General features: G+C 54.9%; 17 protein-coding genes. 11 read left to right on the top strand and 6 right to left on the bottom strand.

Features of this window, described 5'->3' with window-relative positions; translation table 11 throughout:
- Window positions 1–742 precede the first annotated feature (742 nt).
- Window positions 743–1,750, top strand: a complete 1,008-nt coding sequence (locus O2N63_RS16445) for a GlxA family transcriptional regulator (RefSeq protein WP_271055390.1) — start codon at window positions 743–745, stop codon at window positions 1,748–1,750.
- Window positions 1,751–1,761: 11 nt separating this feature from the next.
- On the opposite strand, the gene O2N63_RS16440 is transcribed toward O2N63_RS16445, so the two are convergent.
- From O2N63_RS16440 to O2N63_RS16430, 3 genes are all read right to left on the bottom strand, one after another.
- Entirely contained in the window at window positions 1,762–3,063 is a 1,302-nt protein-coding gene (locus O2N63_RS16440) for an NAD(P)/FAD-dependent oxidoreductase (RefSeq protein ID WP_271055389.1), read from the bottom strand.
- A 68-nt stretch (window positions 3,064–3,131) separates the two neighbouring features.
- The gene (locus O2N63_RS16435; protein WP_271055388.1) at window positions 3,132–4,526 is read right to left on the bottom strand and encodes an aspartate aminotransferase family protein; all 1,395 of its coding nucleotides are present in this window, start codon (window positions 4,524–4,526) and stop codon (window positions 3,132–3,134) included.
- A 97-nt stretch (window positions 4,527–4,623) separates the two neighbouring features.
- Entirely contained in the window at window positions 4,624–5,283 is a 660-nt protein-coding gene (locus O2N63_RS16430) for a GntR family transcriptional regulator (protein ID WP_271055387.1), read from the bottom strand.
- Between the two features lie 173 nt (window positions 5,284–5,456).
- Between O2N63_RS16430 and O2N63_RS16425 the strand changes: the two genes are divergently transcribed.
- The 6 genes from O2N63_RS16425 to O2N63_RS16400 all read left to right on the top strand — a co-directional run bounded on the left by O2N63_RS16425 (window position 5,457) and on the right by O2N63_RS16400 (window position 12,127).
- Entirely contained in the window at window positions 5,457–6,542 is a 1,086-nt protein-coding gene (locus O2N63_RS16425) for a polyamine ABC transporter substrate-binding protein (protein WP_271055386.1), read from the top strand.
- A gap of 71 nt (window positions 6,543–6,613) precedes the next feature.
- Complete coding sequence (locus O2N63_RS16420; protein WP_271055385.1) at window positions 6,614–7,759, top strand: ABC transporter ATP-binding protein; 1,146 nt, start codon at window positions 6,614–6,616, stop codon at window positions 7,757–7,759.
- Complete coding sequence (locus O2N63_RS16415; RefSeq protein WP_271055384.1) at window positions 7,756–8,646, top strand: ABC transporter permease subunit; 891 nt, start codon at window positions 7,756–7,758, stop codon at window positions 8,644–8,646. The genes O2N63_RS16420 and O2N63_RS16415 overlap by 4 nt, the downstream gene beginning before the upstream one ends.
- On the top strand, window positions 8,643–9,452 hold the full coding sequence (locus O2N63_RS16410; RefSeq protein WP_271055383.1) for an ABC transporter permease: 810 nt from the start codon (window positions 8,643–8,645) through the stop codon (window positions 9,450–9,452). Before O2N63_RS16415 ends, O2N63_RS16410 begins: the two co-directional genes overlap by 4 nt.
- Window positions 9,452–10,798 carry a glutamine synthetase family protein gene (locus O2N63_RS16405; protein ID WP_271055382.1) on the top strand — a complete coding sequence of 449 codons (1,347 nt, stop codon included), beginning with the start codon at window positions 9,452–9,454 and terminating at the stop codon, window positions 10,796–10,798. Before O2N63_RS16410 ends, O2N63_RS16405 begins: the two co-directional genes overlap by 1 nt.
- A 9-nt stretch (window positions 10,799–10,807) precedes the next feature.
- Complete coding sequence (locus tag O2N63_RS16400) at window positions 10,808–12,127, top strand: NAD(P)/FAD-dependent oxidoreductase (protein WP_271055381.1); 1,320 nt, start codon at window positions 10,808–10,810, stop codon at window positions 12,125–12,127.
- A 162-nt stretch (window positions 12,128–12,289) separates the two neighbouring features.
- Here the strand turns inward: O2N63_RS16400 and O2N63_RS16395 are convergent, their stop codons facing one another.
- The 3 genes from O2N63_RS16395 to O2N63_RS16385 all read right to left on the bottom strand — a co-directional run bounded on the left by O2N63_RS16395 (window position 12,290) and on the right by O2N63_RS16385 (window position 16,007).
- Window positions 12,290–13,813 carry a malonate--CoA ligase gene (locus O2N63_RS16395; protein WP_271055380.1) on the bottom strand — a complete coding sequence of 508 codons (1,524 nt, stop codon included), beginning with the start codon at window positions 13,811–13,813 and terminating at the stop codon, window positions 12,290–12,292.
- A 135-nt stretch (window positions 13,814–13,948) separates the two neighbouring features.
- A complete protein-coding gene (locus tag O2N63_RS16390) occupies window positions 13,949–14,254 on the bottom strand; it encodes a DnaJ family domain-containing protein (RefSeq protein WP_271055379.1) in 306 nt (101 codons plus the stop codon).
- 196 nt (window positions 14,255–14,450) lie between these two features.
- Complete coding sequence (locus tag O2N63_RS16385; protein ID WP_271055378.1) at window positions 14,451–16,007, bottom strand: bifunctional metallophosphatase/5'-nucleotidase; 1,557 nt, start codon at window positions 16,005–16,007, stop codon at window positions 14,451–14,453.
- Between the two features lie 392 nt (window positions 16,008–16,399).
- Here O2N63_RS16385 and O2N63_RS16380 point away from each other — a divergent pair, with 392 nt between their 5' ends.
- From O2N63_RS16380 to arsC, 4 genes are all read left to right on the top strand, one after another.
- Entirely contained in the window at window positions 16,400–17,071 is a 672-nt protein-coding gene (locus O2N63_RS16380) for a GntR family transcriptional regulator (RefSeq protein ID WP_271055377.1), read from the top strand.
- Between the two features lie 141 nt (window positions 17,072–17,212).
- Window positions 17,213–17,551, top strand: coding sequence for a DUF952 domain-containing protein (locus O2N63_RS16375; protein ID WP_271055376.1), 339 nt, complete (start codon window positions 17,213–17,215; stop codon window positions 17,549–17,551).
- On the top strand, window positions 17,548–18,612 hold the full coding sequence (locus tag O2N63_RS16370; protein ID WP_271055375.1) for a quinone-dependent dihydroorotate dehydrogenase: 1,065 nt from the start codon (window positions 17,548–17,550) through the stop codon (window positions 18,610–18,612). The genes O2N63_RS16375 and O2N63_RS16370 overlap by 4 nt, the downstream gene beginning before the upstream one ends.
- Window positions 18,609–18,953 carry an arsenate reductase (glutaredoxin) gene (arsC, locus tag O2N63_RS16365; RefSeq protein WP_271055374.1) on the top strand — a complete coding sequence of 115 codons (345 nt, stop codon included), beginning with the start codon at window positions 18,609–18,611 and terminating at the stop codon, window positions 18,951–18,953. Before O2N63_RS16370 ends, arsC begins: the two co-directional genes overlap by 4 nt.
- Window positions 18,954–18,973 lie beyond the last annotated feature (20 nt).

Raw genomic sequence — 18,973 nt, 5'->3', positions numbered from 1 at the left:
TACGTCGAAACTGTGACGTCAGATCTCTTGGTGACGTACAATCAATAAGTGAAAAGCATTCAGGGCAGCGGATACTCTTGATCTGTATAGAAACTGCTACCCAGCAGATTGAGTATCACCAGCTTTCAACACTTCCGAGGGTAATTTTATGTTATTCATTAATGCGTTACGGCTTTCTAGGCTTGCACAATTACTACCGATTTCGGCCCCGAAGAAAACTGGGTTAGAAGATTTTCAGCTCCAACCCGAGACAAAGGGAAAACCTGTGTTAACCTGACAGAGAGCACTTTGCTGGCATTGGCAAAATTGCGTGATTGGAAAGTGCAAAACTCTGCCACATTGTGACCAAATACGACATTTTAGACTAACGACGGTTTAGCAATCAAATCGACTCGCCCTTTAATTGATTTTCACAAGGAATATTGCCGGCTCGTCGCTAAAAATTGTTTATACCAAAGTTTATGATCACAAATACAGATCCGAAACTGGCGACCGTTATTTCCGGCGGGAATACAATTTAACGCAATCTCGCACCTGTCAGCCACTCCAATCCGCCAAGCGCAATGTCTGTCGACCGATAGGTTCAAGATATGCCGATGTCGCTAAACCGTCACCTTTGTCGCAAATCATGGTGCCAATTCACCGATGCCATGCTCTAATCTCCGCGACCGGATGAGCAGGGATATATGCATTCCGTGCAACCAAACTCGCCTCACTTCCACCAGCAAATTGGGGAGCGATCATGACCGAACGCAGTTTCATTTCGAAGGGCGCCGCTTCATTTCCGATCGCACATGAGGGCGCGCCCACCGACGTATATTTTCTGCTTCTGCCAAAAGTGACGATGTTGGCCCTCAGCGCTGCAGTCGAGCCCCTGCGCATTGCGAACCAGGTGACCAACAAGGAATTGTATCGCTGGTTCTTGCTGAGCGAAGACGGCAATCCAGTGCGCTGCTCGAACGGCATAGCGGTGACCCCCGACTTTGATCTGATCAACCTGCCGAAATCTTCACTGGCTTTTGTGGTTGCCGGTGTCGAACCTGCGGACACGACGTCTCCGAGGATCCTCAACTGGATCTCACGGCAACGCGCGTTTGGGTGTCAGATCGGCGGGATATGTACGGGCGCCTTTACGCTTGCAAAGGCAGGGCTGCTGAAGGGGCGTCAATTCACGTTGCATTGGGAAAATCAACCTGCGTTCAACGAGCATTTTGTCGGGCTCACCCCCTCCAACAACCTGTTTGAGGTGGATGGAGGGGTCATGACCTGCGGGGGGGGAAATGCGTCCCTGGACATGATGCTTTACATGATTGAACGCGATCACGGAAAGGATCTGGCGGTCATTATCGCTGACATGTGCATTCATGCGCGATCGAACACACGAAAGTCCCCTCAGAAATCCGCGTATTCCGAGGCTCTTTCGGTGCGCAACCAGCATCTGATCAACGCAATGCAGTACATGAACACGCAGCTGGAAGAAGGGGTGAGCATGGATGAAGTGGCCGACCACGTGAATATCTCGCGCCGTCAGCTTGAACGCCTGTTCAAGATCTATGTTGGCACGTCACCGCTGCAATTCTATGCCGATCTGCGAGTTAAACGCGCCTATGCGCTTTTGAACGAAACCAGCCTGTCGATCACCGAAATTGCTGCAGCGTCAGGGTTTACAAGTACGTCGCAACTGGCCAACCAGTTTCGCAAGAGGTTTGGGCATTCCCCCTCATCTTTCCGCAAAACCTGGCATGATTGATGCAAGCTTGATCAAATTTTATCGCGAAGACTGAACCACACCATTGCAGCCACCAGAATGGGCCAGCGCAATGCCGCACCACCGGGGAAACGCTGCGTAGGTACATTTGCCATCAGGTCAAACCGCCCGGCCTGCCCTGACACAGCTTCTGCGGCGAGCTTGCCACCCAGCGTTGCCATCGCCACACCGTGGCCGGAATATCCGGATGCCGAAAGGATGTTCCCGGTGAGCCTGCCAAAATGCGGCATTCGATTCATCGTAATTCCAAGTGTGCCACCCCACGCATAATCAATCCGCGTATCTTTCAGTTGCGGATAAATTTCCAGCATCGGCTTCGACACCAGCTTCACGATGTCCTTCGGGAACCTATACCCATAGCTTTCCGCACCACCAAAAAGCATCCGATTGTCTTCTGACAGACGGAAGTAGTTGATCACGAATTTACTGTCTGCAACGGCGTGGTTTTCTCGGATCAGGTCCTTGGAGAAATCCTCATCCAATGGTTCTGTGGCCAGAATGTAGTTGTTGATTGGCATGACCCGCGCGGCTACGTCCCTTTGGGCATGGCCCAGATAGCCATTGCAGGCCCAAAGAACATAGCGAGCGGTGATCTTGCCTTTGTCCGTTATGACCTGTGCAGGATCACCTTCGACCACCTGTGTCACACGGGTGGTTTCAAATAGGCGGGCTCCTTTGGCAGCAGCAGCCCGGGCCATTCCAAAGGCAAGCCGCAATGGATGGGTGTGCCCACCGCCCATATCGAGCGAGCCGCCATGATAGGCAGGGGATCCGCAAAGGTGGCGCATTTCCTCTCGATCCACCGTGCGAATAAGATCGTACCCATAGTCATCGTTCAACTTACGAACATAGTCATGATCGTCAGGGACATACCGCGACCGATGCATGGCATGCAGGATCCCGTCCGAGAAGCCAGCTTCGGGGGCGTGCTCGGCGACGATATCTCGTACCAATTGCACGCTTTCAAGGGACAGATCCCACAGACTGCGGGCGTTTTCACGCCCCACCAGCTTTTCCAGCGCATCTTGTTCGAGCCGCTGCCCGGTGCCGACTTGTCCGCCATTGCGACCAGACGCCCCAAAACCCACACGATGCGCCTCAACCAAGGCCACATCAAACCCGAGATCCGCCAGATGCATTGCGGCAGAGAGGCCGGTAAACCCTCCACCAATGATACAGACATCACATGAGATATCCCCCGCGATTGCAGGATAGGGTCCCGGCGCGTCGGCGGTCGCGGAATACCAGGAAGAGGGATATTGTCCGACCTGGTCATTGGCAGTGAGAATATCCATTTGCGGCTCCGGCAAGTGGCAGTAAGTATTGGGGGTGGCCTGATGCCACCCCGATGTCGGAAACAGGCTCAGCCTTCGACAAAGAGCCCCTGATCCCTGACTTTTTCATAGGCTTCATCCAGCGATTTCCGGGCACGCTCGATCAGGATATCAATCTCTTCCGGTGTGATCACCAAAGGCGGTGATATGATCATCCGATCACCGACATGACGCATGATCAGATTGTTCCCGAAACAGCATTCACGGGTGATGTAACCCACGGTGCCTGCGTCCGCTGCAAAAGATGCGCGAGTTTCTTTGTTGGGGGTCAGCGCAATCGACGCCATCAGGCCCACGATCTTGGCTTCCCCAACCATTGGGTGGTCCTCCAGAGATTTCCATTTCTCCGCCAGATGGGGCGCAGCCACGTTTTGCACATGCTCAAGAATGCCTTCTTCTTCAAGAATGCGCAGGTTCTCCAGGGCCACGGCACAGGCCACCGGATGACCGGAATAGGTGTAACCGTGATTAAATTCACAAGCCTCCAGAACCTTGGCCACTTCATCCGAAACGATCGATGCTCCGATCGGCGCATATCCCGAGGAAAGCCCCTTGGCGACAGTCATGATATCGGGTCGGATATCCAGGGTCTGAGATCCAAACCAATTCCCGGTCCGACCAAATCCACAGATCACTTCATCCGCAATCAGCAATATCTCATACTTGTCACAAATTCGTTGAATTTCAGGCCAGTAGCTGTCGGGCGCAACGATCACACCGCCTGCCCCCTGAATGGGTTCGGCGATGAAGGCGGCGACTTTATCTTCGCCAATCTCCAGAATTTTTTCTTCAAGTTCTCGCGCACGGGCCAGACCGAAATCTTCGGGGTCCATGTCTCCGCCTTCAGCCCACCAGTTGGGCTGCTCGATAAACTCGATCCCTGGAATTGGCAGATCCCCCTGCTCATGCATCCCCTTCATGCCACCAAGCGACGTGCCCCCGATGGTCGAGCCATGATATGCATTCCAGCGCGAGATGATGGTTTTCTTCTCTGGCTGGCCTTTTTCCGCCCAATAGGTGCGCACCATGCGGATGTTGGTGTCGTTGGCATCCGATCCACCATTGGCGTAAAACACATGGTTCAGATCGCCGGGCGCGAGCTCTGCCAGCTTCTGCGCCAATGCGATTGCTGGCACATGCGAGGTCTGGAAGAAAGTATTGTAATAGGGCAGCTCGCGCATTTGACGGGCAGCCACGTCTGCCAGTTCGTCTCGCCCATAGCCGATGTTCACGCACCACAGCCCAGCCATGGCATCAAGGATCTCTTCACCCTCGCTGTCCTTCAGATAAATCCCTTTTGCAGACGCAATGATCCGCGCCCCTTTTTGCGTGAGTTCATCGCCGGTCGTGAAAGGATGCAAGTGATGGGCAGCATCAATCGCTTGCAGTTCTGCGGTGGGCAGATGATTCGTGATTTTGTTCATATCGGGCACTCCTTTGGTCAGTCTTGACCAGGTCGTTCAAAGCTGCCCCCAGAATATGATCAAATATTTTGGTGTCAACGGGGTGCGTGAAATATGATCATTTATTTGCTGCCAGCAGATGTTCACGCACCTGTGCGATTCCCTGTTCAATATCTCCACGCACAGCCTGAGCCACCCCATCGGCATCCCCCGCCTTGAGCGCAGCCAGTGCTTCGGCATGTTTGTCCGGCAGGTTGGCAGTACCATAACGGCCAAGCACCACTCTGAGCGACGGACCGGCCCGAAGCCAGAGCATGTTTGCAATCGACAAAAGCACATCTGTTCCTGCCTGTTCATACAGGAAGGCATGAAAGCGGTAGTTGAATTCCAGATAGCCGCGAACATCCCCGCGGGCGATCGCAGCATTGAGCTGATCATCCAATGAAACCAAATGAGATATGTCAGTTTTAGTCATATTTTCAACGGCTTTACGGGAGAGTTCCGGCTCGACACAAAGCCGCGCGAAAGCGATTTCATCCCATTGCGCCAGATCCGGTTGAGGCACCGACACCCGACGGTTACCCTTAAAGACCAACGCGCCTTCAGATGTCAGCCGACGGATTGCTTCACGCACTGGTGTCATGCCTACATCAAGTTCAGCTACAATCCCCTGAATGGTCACAGGCTGTCCCGGAGCAAGCTCTCCGAACAGGATCATTTCCCGAAGCCTGCGATAGACTATTTGATGGTCTGGCAATTTGGCGGTCTGCTCTGCCACGCCCTTCTCCCTTGTGTTTTGTTTCACAATTTTTCCGCCAATTTTGGCCCTGTGGATAATCTGAAATCACACAGTAACCTGATGCGAAAAATTTTACCATATTGCGTTTTGGAGATTTATTTGATCAAATGCAGCCCGACGGGGCATGACGCCCAGACAACAGGGAGAGAATAATGAAGACCACCATGTTCAAACTCGGCACCGCGCTTGCACTGATTGCCAGTGCCGCTTCAGCCGAAGAAGTGCGCGTCTATAACTGGTCGGATTATATCGACGAAGCACTGCTGGAGAAGTTCGAGGCCGAGACCGGGATCGACCTGATCTATGACGTATTCGATTCGAACGAGGTTCTGGAAACGAAGATGCTGGCGGGTGGATCCGGTTATGACGTGGTGGTGCCCTCAGGCACCTTCCTGCAGCGTCAGATCGTTGCTGGTGCTTTCCAACCACTTGATCTGAGCAAGCTGTCAAACCATGGAAACATGTGGGATGTAATCTCGACCCGCACCGCCGCCTATGACCCCGGCAACGCGTATTCGATCAACTATATGTGGGGCACAACCGGGATTGGCATCAATGTCGGTAAGGTAAAGGAAGCTCTTGGGGATGATGCTCCGGTTGACAGCCTGTCGCTGGTCTTTGACCCGGCAAACATGGAAAAGCTGGCCGGTTGCGGTGTTCACTTCCTCGACGCCCCCGCAGAGATCATTCCAGCAGCGCTGGCCTATATCGGTGAAAACCCCGACAGCCATGATCCAGACGTGATTGCCAAGGCGGAACCGATCCTGACTGCGGTGCGCCCGTATGTTCAGAAATTCCACAGCTCGGAATACATCAACGCGCTGGCCAATGGTGACATCTGTGTGGCAATCGGCTGGTCGGGTGACGTTTTGCAAGCCCGTGATCGCGCTGACGAAGCTGAAAACGGTGTCGAAGTTGCCTATAACGCTGCCAAGGAAGGCAGCCTGATGTGGTTTGACCAGATGGCCATTCCAGCGGATGCACCCAACCCGGAAGCCGCGCACACCTTCCTGAACTTCATCATGGATGAGAACAACATGGCGGCGGCGTCGAACTACGTCTACTACGCCAACGGCAACGAAGCATCGCAAAAACATCTTGAAGAGGATGTGATTGGCGATCCGGCAATCTACCCCACGCCTGAAGCTCTCAAAACGCTTTACACCACAAGCCCTTATCCGGCGAAGGTTCAGCGTGTCGTGACCCGTCTGTGGACCAAGATCAAATCGGGCACCTAAGCCCTTCTCCTCTCTGCGCCCGACCAACAAAACGGGCGCAGAGAACCTCTCAATTTCCCTGAGGAATATCCATGTCTGACGCCGCAACCGCTTTGGCGCCTGTTTTTGCGCCCTGGAACGACCCCGCTGCCGAACCGATCATCCAGTTCAAGAACGTTACCAAACGCTATGGTGACTTTACGGCGATCGACAACCAAACGATCGATATTTACCCGCAGGAGTTTTTTGCCCTGCTTGGGCCGTCAGGCTGCGGCAAGACCACGATGATGCGGATGCTGGGCGGGTTTGAAACCGTGACCGAAGGCACCATCACCATTGACGGTCAAGACATGTCAGCAGTTCCGCCGAACAAACGCGCGGTGAACATGATGTTCCAGAGCTATGCCCTGTTTCCGCATCTCTCGGTCGCCGAAAACATCGCCTTTGGCCTGAAGCGCGACAAGATGCCCAAGGATCAGGTCGAGGCCCGTGTGGAAGAGATGCTAAGCCTTGTGCAGCTCAACAAATTCGCGGCGCGCAAACCGCACCAGATCTCTGGCGGGCAGCGGCAACGGGTTGCTCTGGCGCGTTCGCTGGCAAAGGCCCCCAAACTGCTCCTTCTCGACGAACCCCTTGGGGCGCTTGATAAAAAATTGCGTCAGGACACGCAGTTTGAGCTGATGGATATTCAGGAGCAAACCGGAACGACCTTTGTGATCGTGACACACGATCAGGAAGAGGCAATGACAGTGGCAAGCCGGATTGCGGTAATGGATCACGGCAAGATCATTCAGGTCGATACACCTGCAAAGATCTATGAAGAGCCCGGATCGGTCTATGTGGCTGACTTTATCGGTGACGTGAACCTGATCGAAGGCAACGTCACCAAGTCTGGCGACGATCATGCAACGATCAGCTGGGCAAGCGGGCAGCAGGATCTGATTGGCATTGCTCATGACGAGATCCCGACAGGCACCCGCGCCACGCTGGCGGTGCGCCCCGAGAAAGTGAACATTTCAACCGAACGGCCTGAAGGCATGACCAATGTGATCCATGGAAAGGTGCATGACATCGCCTATCTGGGCAATATGTCGACCTATGTGATCGAAACGCCCTCCGGGCAATTGATCAAAGCACAGGCTGCCAACACCCGCCGCATTGCCCGCCGGGCGATCACCTGGGAACAGGAAGTCTGGCTGTCGTTCACGGATACGGCAGGTGTGGTGCTGACGTCATGAAACGTTTTGCTCTGATCTCAATCCCCTATTTCTGGCTTTTGGCCCTGTTTCTGGTGCCTTTCCTGATTGTGCTCAAGATCTCACTATCGGACACCGAACTGTCGATCCCACCCTATACGCCACAACTGGATCTTGCCCAGGGCTGGGCGGGTGTGAAGGAGTGGTGGGCTGCGCTCGACATGGAGAACTTTGTCTGGCTGACCGAAGATGATCTTTACTGGAAGGCCTATCTGTCGAGCCTGAAGATCGCCATCACCTCGACCATTCTGACTCTGATCGTCGGATACCCGATCGCCTATGGTATGACCCGCGCGCCTGATGAATGGCGCCCGACCCTGATGATGCTGGTGATCCTGCCGTTCTGGACATCGTTCCTGATCCGCGTCTATTCGTGGAAATCGATCCTGTCGAACGAGGGATTGCTCAATCAGCTCCTGATGAATCTTGGCCTGATCAGCGATCCGCTGGTCATCCTCAACACCAACACAGCCGTCTATATCGGCATCGTCTACACCTATCTGCCCTTCATGGTGCTGCCGATCTACTCCGCGCTGGAGCGGTTGGATGAGAGCCTTTTGGAAGCGGCCGAAGATCTGGGCTGTTCCCGCATCACCGCTTTCTGGTTGGTCACAATGCCCCTGTCAAAACAAGGTATCATCGCAGGAAGCTTCCTCGTCTTTATCCCGGCCATGGGGGAATATGTCATCCCGGCCCTCCTGGGTGGCTCGCAGACCCTGATGATCGGCAAGGTCCTGTTTGAAGAGTTCTTCGCCAACCGCGACTGGCCGGTGGCCTCGGCGGTGGCTGTGGTGCTGCTTCTGATCCTGATCATCCCGATTGTGCTCTTTCAGAAAAACGAAGAAAAACAGCGGGAGGCTGGCAAATGAGAAAACTCAGCTGGTTCAATACGCTCAGCCTGACCCTTGGCTTTGCCTTCCTCTATATCCCGATGCTGATCCTGATCATCTACTCGTTCAACGCGGGCAAGCTGGTCACCGTCTGGTCCGGATTTTCCTTCAAATGGTATGGCGAGCTGATGCAGAACGAAGCCTTTCTGCAGGCGGCCTGGGTCACGCTGAAAGTGGCTGTGATGTCATCCACAATTGCCACCGTTCTAGGCACCATGGCCGCTTATGTAATGGTGCGCGCGGGCCGTTTCCGAGGACGTACGCTCTTTTCTGGCATGATTTATGCACCGCTTGTGATGCCCGAAGTGATCACAGGCCTGTCGCTGCTGCTCTTGTTCATCGCCATTGGTCTGGACCGCGGTGTCCTGACCATTGTGCTGGCGCATACCACCTTTTCGATGTGTTACGTGTCGGTTGTGGTGTCCTCGCGCCTCGTCACCTTTGATCACTCACTGGAAGAAGCCGCGCTAGACCTCGGCTGCACCGGGTTCGAGGCGTTCCGCCTGGTCACCCTGCCGATCATCATGCCTGCGGTCCTCTCTGGCTGGCTCTTGGCCTTCACCCTGTCGCTTGACGACCTTGTGATCGCCTCCTTCACCTCAGGGCCAAGTTCAACCACCCTACCGATCAAGATCTTCTCGGCCGTGCGTCTGGGGGTCACACCCGAGATCAACGCCCTGTCAACCATCCTGATCGGCCTCGTAACCATCGGTGTAATCACCGCATCGCTCAGTTCCAAACGGGCGATTGCCAAGAAACAGCAAGACGAAAAAGGCGCAAACTGATGAGTGATTTCCTGACCGAATACGCCGTGTATTGCGACACACATGGCCGGCCTGATCGCATCGAGCTTATGCTTTGCGACCTCAACGCTGTCTTGCGTGGCAAATGGCTGCCCGGCGATGACGAAGAAAAACTGGCCAACGGCGAGGTGCGCCTGCCGCATTCGACCTACGCGCCGAACATTCTTGGGGCGGAAGTTTCCGAAACCGGCCTAGGTATCATCATCGGTGACCCGGATGGTCGCATTGTGCCGATCCCCGGCACGCTGAAACCTGTGCCATGGGCCAAGGGCAAAGTGGCTCAGGTTCAAGTTGAGATGCTGGATCCTGAGACCGGTGAACTTAGCCTTCTTTCCCCGCGCCAGCAATTGGCTAGGATGGTCGAGAAGTTCCACACCAAAGGCTGGCACCCAGTTCTTGCAACCGAGTTGGAGTATTACCTGATCCAACCGCGCGCGAATGATGAAGAGCCACCCATCGCACCGGACCGCAGCCCGAATGCACAGAACTATGATCTCGAAGTTCTGGAGCGGATGCAGGATGTGCTTGATGACATCGTTGCCGCCTCGGCCATTCAGGGGCTCGCCACAGACACGCTGATCGCCGAATATGGCCCCGGTCAGTTCGAGGTGAATTTTCACCACACGGACGATGTGATGCTGGCGGCAGATACCGCACTTCTTTTCAAACGACTGGTGCGCGGGGTCGCTCGCAAACACGGGTATGAGGCCACGTTCATGGCCAAGCCATATGCCGATCACCCTGGCAACGGAATGCATCTGCACGCCTCGGTCGTTGACAGCGACGGCAAGAACATTTTTGACGATGGCAAGGATGGTGCATCAGATGTGTTACGCGCAGCGGTTGGTGGCACACTTGAGACCATGCGGGATCTGGTGGCAGTGTTCGCTCCGCATATGAATTCCTATCGTCGTTATCGCCCGATGAGCTTTGCCCCCTCTGCCCCCGACTGGGGCTATGACAACCGCGCTGCTGGTGTGCGCCTACCTGAAGTGAACGGCCCGGCTGCGCGACTGGAACACCGGATTGCCGGGGCAGATGTAAACCCCTATCTGGTGATCAGCGCCATTCTGGGTGGGATGTTGTATGGTCTTGAAACCAAACCGGAACTGCCCCTGCCTCTGGACGACCCGAAGGCCGAACCAGCCCAGCGACTGACCTCGGATTGGGGCCGTGCGGTGGATCGGTTTGCCGCCTCCGAAATTGCCGCCGAGATTTTTGGTGAAAAGTATCGTGACATCTACACGGCAGTTCGATTGGATGAAATTACTCAGCTCACCAATGAGGTCAGCCAGATCGAATATCGGACCTATCTAGGTCGCCTGTAAGAGGTATGGATGCAGCGGATCTACGAAGACTATGCCTATTCGGATGAAGCGCGTGCCGAGTGCATCTGGCCGCTTCCCGATCGGGCTTGGCCTTCTGTCGAAGGGGAACTGACCACCGAAGTGGCGATTGTTGGTGGCGGCTATACGGGTCTTTCCGCAGCCCTTCACCTAGCGCAGGAAGGCGTATCTTGCACTGTGCTCGAAGCCCATGTTCCCGGTTGGGGCGCATCCGGGCGAAATGGCGGGTTTTGCATGGGCGGCGGCGACAAGGCTGGTCCATCCGCCATCGCCCGTCGCTTCGGAGAAACGGCAGCACGCACGTATTTCCAGACCCAAAAGGCATCTGTTGATCTTGTGGCGCAGATCCTCGACACGCATGGCATTGATGCAGACACCCATTCCAAGGGTGAATTGCTGCTGGCCCACAGACCGCAAGCCGTTGCCGCTCTTCACCAAGAGGCCGATGACTGGACATCGCTCGGAGAAACCCCGCGTTTCATTCCCAAATCCGCCTTGTGTGATGAAGGAATGGGCGGGAACTTCCATGCGGGGCTGGTGCTTCCGCTCGGGTTTGCACTCAATCCCGGCAAATATGTCTCGGGTCTTGCTGAGGCAGCAGATAACGCAGGAGCGGACATATACACCAATAGCCCGGTCAAGAATATCGGGCAGGAAAATGGGCGCTATGTCCTGACCACGCCCAAAGGACTTGTGACTGCCCGCAAGCTGATCATGGCGACAAACGGCTATTCATCTGACGACCTGCCCAATTGGCTGCGAGGACGCTATCTGCCTGTGCAGTCAAACATTATTGTTACGCGCCCACTGACGGACGATGAAATCGCCCAACAAGGCTGGCACACGGATTTCATGGCTTATGACAGCCGGAACCTCTTGCATTATTTCCGGCTCCTGCCCGATCGTCGCTTCCTTCTTGGAATGCGTGGAAATATTGCTGCAACTCCGACCAAGCAGGACGACATGCGCGCCCGAACCGCAAGGGATCTGGCACAGATGTTCCCGGCTTGGAAAAAGGTGGAAACACCATATTTCTGGTCTGGTCTGATCAGCATGTCCCGCGACCTGCTTCCCTATATCGGCCCTTTGGGAGGTTTGGGCAACGCCTGGGCTGGGATGAACTACCATGGCAACGGCGTATCAGTCGCAACTTGGGCCGGGCAGCAGCTTGCCCGCATGGCAATGGGGCAACCTGCCGGGTCAGACGTTCACGCAAGCCCTCTCGCTCGCTTTCCATTTGCAGGCTTGCGCCGCTCTTATCTGCGCCCTGCCTTCTGGGCGTATCGATTGAAAGATGGCCCGGCGCCTTAACAGCTGAACCAAAGATTTCACCATCTTCTTCCTCTTGCAAAAAATATCCCGGGGTGAGGCCGGAAGGCCGAGGGGCAGCGACCTTGCTGAATGCAGAGAGGTCACACAAAAAAACCTGCTGTCATACACGAGGGAATGCCCAGAAGGCATTCTGCAAAAAGGTTATGAAAACAGCTCCTTATAGGTCTCGCGCATTACATTCTTTTGCACCTTACCCATCGTATTTCGCGGAAGAGCCTCCACCACGATCACCTTTTTGGGCTGCTTGAATTTGGCCAGCTTTTCCACCAACCCGGATTGCACCAGACCTTGATCAACCGAAGCACCGTCATGTGGCACGACCACCGCAACCACAGCTTCGCCGAAGTCATCATGTGGCACGGCGATCACGGCGCTTTCCAACACTCCGGGAAGGTCATCAATCACCCCCTCCACTTCTTTTGGATAGACGTTGAAGCCACCAGAAATGATCAGATCCTTGCCGCGACCTACAATTGTCACATAGCCATCGGCATCCACAAAGCCGAGATCCCCCGTAATGAACCAGCCATCTTCGCGCAGCTCTTCCGCGGTCTTTTCGGGCATCTGCCAATAGCCCGCAAAAACATTGTCGCCACGCACTTCAATCACGCCAATCTCACCTGTGGGCAGCTCAGCGCCACTTTCCGGGTCACAGACTTTCAAATCCACCCCGGGCAAGGGAAACCCGACAGTGCCCGCCCGACGGTCTCCATCATAGGGATTGGACGTGTTCATATTCGTCTCGGTCATCCCATAGCGTTCAAGGATCGCGTGGCCCGTGACCTTGCGCCATCGATCGTGAGTTTCTGCCAGAAGCGGAGCAGAACCAGACACGAAGAGGCGCATGTTTTTCGAAGCCTTTCCCAGACGCGGGTCTTTCAGAAGGCGTGTGTAGAACGTCGGCACGCCCATCAATGCTGTGGCTTGCGGCATGGCGGCAATGATTGCATCCGCATCAAACCCACGCATGAATATCGCCTGGGCTCCTGCCATCAGCGTCACGTTGGTGGCTACGAAAAGCCCGTGGGTGTGAAAGATTGGCAATGCGTGAACCAGCACATCCTGATCGGTAAATCGCCAATAGTCGCGAAGCACTTCGGAATTTGACGCAAGTGCCCTGTGGGTCAGCATCGCCCCTTTGGATCGACCGGTGGTGCCAGACGTATAAAGGATAGCCGCCAGATCCAACGCATCCCTTGCGACGGCTTCGAAGCCCGGTTCTTCTGCATCGCGCGCCTCGGTCAGGGTCCCGGCTCCGTTGCTCCCTAGCGTAAGCACATGCGCCACCCCACATCCCGAAGCCACTGACGCGAGAGCATCCTGTCTGTCTGGATCACAGACAAACACCCGCGGGGTGGCGTCGCCGAGAAAATACTCTACCTCTTCAGATGTATAGGCCGTGTTGAGAGGCAGGAAGACCGCCCCGGCCAACACAGTGCCGACATAGAGTTCAAGCATTGGGATTTCTTTTGGAGCCTGGACCGCAACGCGATCTCCTGACTGAACGCCCAACCGCTGCAATGCCGACGCCATCTGTTCTGCGGCATTCCAGAACGCACCATATGTCATAACCTTTCCTGAAACCGCATCCCTCAGAAATGGTGCGTCATGTCGCCCGTCAGAGGCGCGGGAAATGGCATGGGCAAGGTGGTTTGCATCATACATCTGGAGCTCCGATCATCGTCGCAAATTGCGTTGCTCTCGAACTAGCCTGAGGTGAAATTTGGGTCAATCGGCGCTTGGTCGCAGCTCCGGACCAACAGGCATTAACCGGTGTCACCCCAGGATATGAAGACTGGATCAGCGATAGGACTTTCGCGCCAAATCAATTCGCGCTTCCATCATCGACATGTCTTTCATGATGTCTCGCCGCCGGGTGCGACCCCCGGTTTCCGCCAGTTCTTCACGTAATTTGCGCAGCTCTTTAGAAAGTGACACGAATTCCGGCACTGCCCCGTTTTCTCGGATCAGCCGGTTGATCAGGGCGTTTTCCACATCATCATCGAATGGCAAGGGTTTTCCTGCCCCTTCGAGATCATCAAAATCGCCATTTTCTTCCGCTTCGTGGATCTTCTGGTTGATGAGATCGATAAGGGGATAGTCCATGCTCACAGTCTACATCGTGCCTGCGAGTTTTCAAACCACGCAGCTGTCAAATCGAAAACTAGAAAACTAGAAAACTAGAAAACTAGAAAACTAGAAAACTAGAAAACTAGAAAACTAGAATCCAGATCAGCCCCCTAGGCAAGCCATCAACAAAAAAAGGGCAGCACAAGCTGCCCTTTTTCCAGTTTTCTCAAAATTATTTCTTGGTAATGCGCCCATCCAGCATGGGTTTTACCGGGCCCATCTTGGCCATGTACTCCGCCGTCACGTCAGCAAGGTCTGGACCGAAGTCATAGGCATTCATAGCGCCCCTGAACATCTTGTATCCATCACCGCCATTGCGCACATAGTTATTCGAAACCACACCATAGACCTTGGCCGGATCAATCGGCTCACCGCCGACCATCACGTCCGAAATTCGCTCACCTGCGGGTTTGGAAACATCAAAGGCATAGCTCATCCCGGCAACTTGTGGGAAACGGCCAGCGCCTTCTTCATGTTGGCTTACACCATTTTCCAATGCCGCAACGATGGTGGCACCATCCACTTGGAAGGTCGACAGGGTGTTCTGAAACGGAAGAACTGTCAGCACTTCGCCCATGGTCACATCGCCCGCATCGATCGAGGCACGAATACCACCACCGTTTTGAATGGCAATCTGGATACCCTGATCCTTAACCCGATCCAGCATAGCGTCAGCAATGATGTTGCCCATGGCACATTCTACGGCGCGACATGACCCGCGTTCACCATCAATGGCTTCGGCTGTATTTGCTACCACGCGGTTGCGGATTTCCTCAAGCGGAGCGGCCGCTTCGGCGATCCGCGCCTTGGTGACGTCATCCTCTGCCACAGCCGCATCCATGATGATCGGCTCGCCTTTGGCTTCGGTGATGTTCCCGGCATCGTCGAAGGTTACATTCAATTCGCCGAGGAACTTACCATAGGCATAAGCTGACACGATGGCGGTGTTGCCTACCATGGTTGGATAGGGGCCTTCAGCTCGTTCATTGGTGTTGGACAGAAGCGTATTGGAGTGCCCGCCCACAATAACATCAACACCGGTAGTACCTGCGGCGACTTTCTGATCCACGCCATAACCCGAGTGGCTGAGGACTATGATCTTGTTCACACCCATTTCGGTCAGCTTGTCGACCTCACCCTGAACGGCCTGAACCGGATCAGTGAAAATCACGTTTGGACCGGGGGAAGCCAATTCATCCGTATCCTGCGGGGTCAGGCCGATCATGCCGATCTTTTCGCCACCGCGCTCGATCACCACTGACTTCGCCAGCTTGTCATGCAGCAACGGTTCACCGGACACATCAGCATTCGACATCAGGACCGGGAAATCCACCGCATCCATGAAACCACGCAATACTTCCGGCCCGTCGTCGAACTCATGGTTGCCAACGGTCATCCCGTCATAGCCCATCTTGTTCATCATCTCTGCCGCAAGTTTACCCTTGTAGTAGGTGTAAAACAGAGTGCCCTGGAACTGGTCGCCACCATCAACCAGGATCGAGTTGTTTGACCGCGCGCGTGCATCAGCCAGCGCTGAGACCAAACGCGCCGATCCGCCAAAGCACTTGCCTTCGGTGTTGTCTTCAGCCGAACAGCCGCTGTCATATTTCGAAATCGGCTCAAAGCGTGCGTGAAAATCATTTGTATGCAGAATAGTCAGCGAATAGTCGGCGGCAGCTGTACCAGCGGACAGCGCAAGCGCACCTACCGTTGTTAGAAATTGTTTCATTTCGGGATCCCCCTGATTTTGATTATGCGAAGAGATTTGCTGATGCAGAGCGGCTTGTCAAAGCCGCAGTCAGCTTTCCGCAAGGGCATCCTAGAACAATTTTCACAACATTTTGGTGACGAGGCATTCTCCACAAAGGGCAATTTATCGCCATCATAACAACCCCTTTTCGCAATCGTTATCATCGTGCGCGTCAAGAGAAGGGTGTTTCAGGATTGGTGATCGACACATGATTCTCCTCTCTACACTCCATACTTCCGCACGGGCTTTTCATTCCCAGAAACCGAGCGTTTGCTCCCATTCCTAAAGGCTTTCTGAGGATTGATCTCATTGCAAATAAGGGGCTCAAGTCTTAAGGACAGGCCAAACACCCCTCCAACACAGCAGGCGTCATGAAGGCAAGCATCGAAGGAAAGATTGAAGAAACGGTTCTGGCAGCAATCGCAGAACACCGACTGCCCCCCGGCACAAAGTTGGCGGAGCAAGCGCTGAGCGATATGTTTTCCTGCAACCGCGCCAATGTGCGCCGGGCCCTTGCGTCGCTTGCGGCACAGAATGTGGTTGAATTGATCCCCAATCGCGGTGCCTTTGTCATTTCACCGTCTCCCAAGGAATCACACGATATCTTCCAGGCCCGTCGTGCGATAGAACGCATGGTGCTGGAAACTGCATGCGTTGCGGCCACAGAAACCGACATCGAAAAGCTGGGACAGCTCGTTGCAGAAGAGCAAGAGGCCCGCATTACAGGCGACCAACCCCGCACGTTGCGCCTTGCGTCACAGTTTCACCTGCATCTGGCTGAGATCGCCGGCAATGCCGTTCTGACGCGCATACTGACCGATCTGACCATGCGGTCCGCCCTGATTATTGGCCTCTATGACGACCCGGAAGCCACACATTGCAGCGATGGAGAACACGGTCGTATTCTGGATGCTCTTAAAGCAAGAGACAGTGAGCGGCTGATCTCAGAAATGGATGCACATTTGGCCCATTTGGAAGAGGACCTGAACTTTGATCCGGTGAAGGTGAAACCAGCCCCCCTGAAAGAGCTTCTGCAACGCTAGATACGTCGGTTATCCCACTCCTTTTAAATGAAGCTCAACCGCCACTCTGTTTCGAGCCAATCTCGGCGGCGCCCCCCCCAATTGGCCTCTTTCTAGAGGTCCCAACTTGACGCCAGCCCTGCCGCTTGGCATGTGGGGCGCATGTTGATCTATAAAATCTTCCGCGCGCCCGAATGGGCCACATTCCAAACCGACGGTCGAACCAGTGGGGCTCCGGTTGATCTGTCTGACGGGTTCATCCATTTCTCCACCGCCTCTCAGGCACGAGAAACCGCTGCCAAACATTTTGCCGGAGAAACTGATCTGGTTCTGGTCGCTTTTGACGGTGACACACTTGGGGAAAAGCTCAAATGGGAACCCTCACGCGGCGGGGACCTGTTCCCCCATCTCTATCGCGCATTAACGATCAACGAGATTATCTGGCACCGCCCCCTGCCCCTTACCCCCCAAGGCCATGATTTTCCGGAGGACATGTTATGAACCTGGTTGAGAGACTGGCCATCAAGGCCCTGCACAAAGTCGACCCTGAACGCGCGCATAGCCTGTCGTTAATGGCTCTAAGGGCTGGTGTTGTCCCTTTGGTCGGGGATGTGACAAGCGATCGCCTTAAAACTAAGTTTTGCGGGATGGATATGCTGAACCCCGTGGGGCTTGCTGCGGGGTATGACAAAAACGCTCAGGCCGTGGCCCAGCTCTCGCAAGCGGGGTTCGGTTTTATCGAGGTGGGTGCGATCACCCCACGCCCGCAACCGGGCAACCCAAAGCCACGCCTGTTTCGCCTGACCGAAGATCAGGCTGTCATCAACCGGTTTGGTTTCAATAATGAGGGAATGGAAGCTGCCGCTGCCCGTCTGACACGCCGTGACCGTCGAAGCCCGGTGCCTGTTGGGCTGAATCTAGGGGCCAACAAGGACAGCGACGACCGCGCTGCCGATTTCGCCAAGGTTCTGCAAACCTGCGGACCGTTTTTGGATTTTGCGACTGTAAACGTGTCGTCTCCCAACACCGAAAAGCTGCGCGACCTGCAAGGTGCGGATGCTCTGCGTGGACTGCTGACCGGTGTTCAGAATGTTCGGGACGGGCTGGATAAATATATCCCCGTCTTTCTCAAGATCGCACCAGATCTCACCGATGAGGAGCTCTCCGAGATTGTGGATGTGGCGATGGAGGTAAAGATCGACGCGGTGATTGCCACCAACACCACATTGTCGCGGGAAGGTTTGAAAAGTGCCCATCGCGACGAAAAAGGTGGGCTTTCAGGGCCACCTTTGTTCGAAAAATCCACGCGCGTATTGGCCAAGCTGTCCAAACTGAGTGATGGCCACCTGCCGTTGGTGGGCGTGGGCGGCATTGCGTCCGCCGAAGATGCCTATGCCAAGATCCGCGCCGGCGCCTCTGTGGTACAGCTCTATTCTGCACTGGCTTATCGCGGTCTGAGCCTCGTTGAGGATGTTGCCCGAGGTCTGGATGAGTTGCTCGCCCGTGACGGGTTTGACCGGGTCAGTGAAGCGGTGGGCACCGGACGGGAGGAGTGGCTGTGAGCACACCGATCATCTGGCACAATCCGCGCTGCTCGAAATCGCGCCAAACCCTTCAGTTGGTTGAAGAACGCGGTGCCGTCACAATCCGCAGATATCTTGACGACGCGCCCAGCGCTGATGAGATCCGAGATGCCTTGCAAGCTCTGGACCTCACTCCGATCCAGATGATGCGCAGGGGAGAAAAGATCTTCAAAGAATTGGGTCTCTCCACCGATACTGCGGACGAAGACCTGATCACTGCCATGGCCGAAAATCCGATCCTGATCGAACGCCCCATTGTCTTTGCCAATGGGACCGCCCGAATTGGCCGCCCGCCTGAAACAGTGCTCGAGATCGTCTGAATATTGCCCACCATTGGGCT

Source organism: Aliiroseovarius salicola (assembly GCF_027891095.1).
In the GTDB taxonomy this organism is placed as follows: Bacteria; Pseudomonadota; Alphaproteobacteria; order Rhodobacterales; family Rhodobacteraceae; genus Aliiroseovarius; species Aliiroseovarius salicola.
Note: the sequence above shows the minus strand (reverse complement) of the source record. Positions and strands in the feature narration are given on the sequence as shown.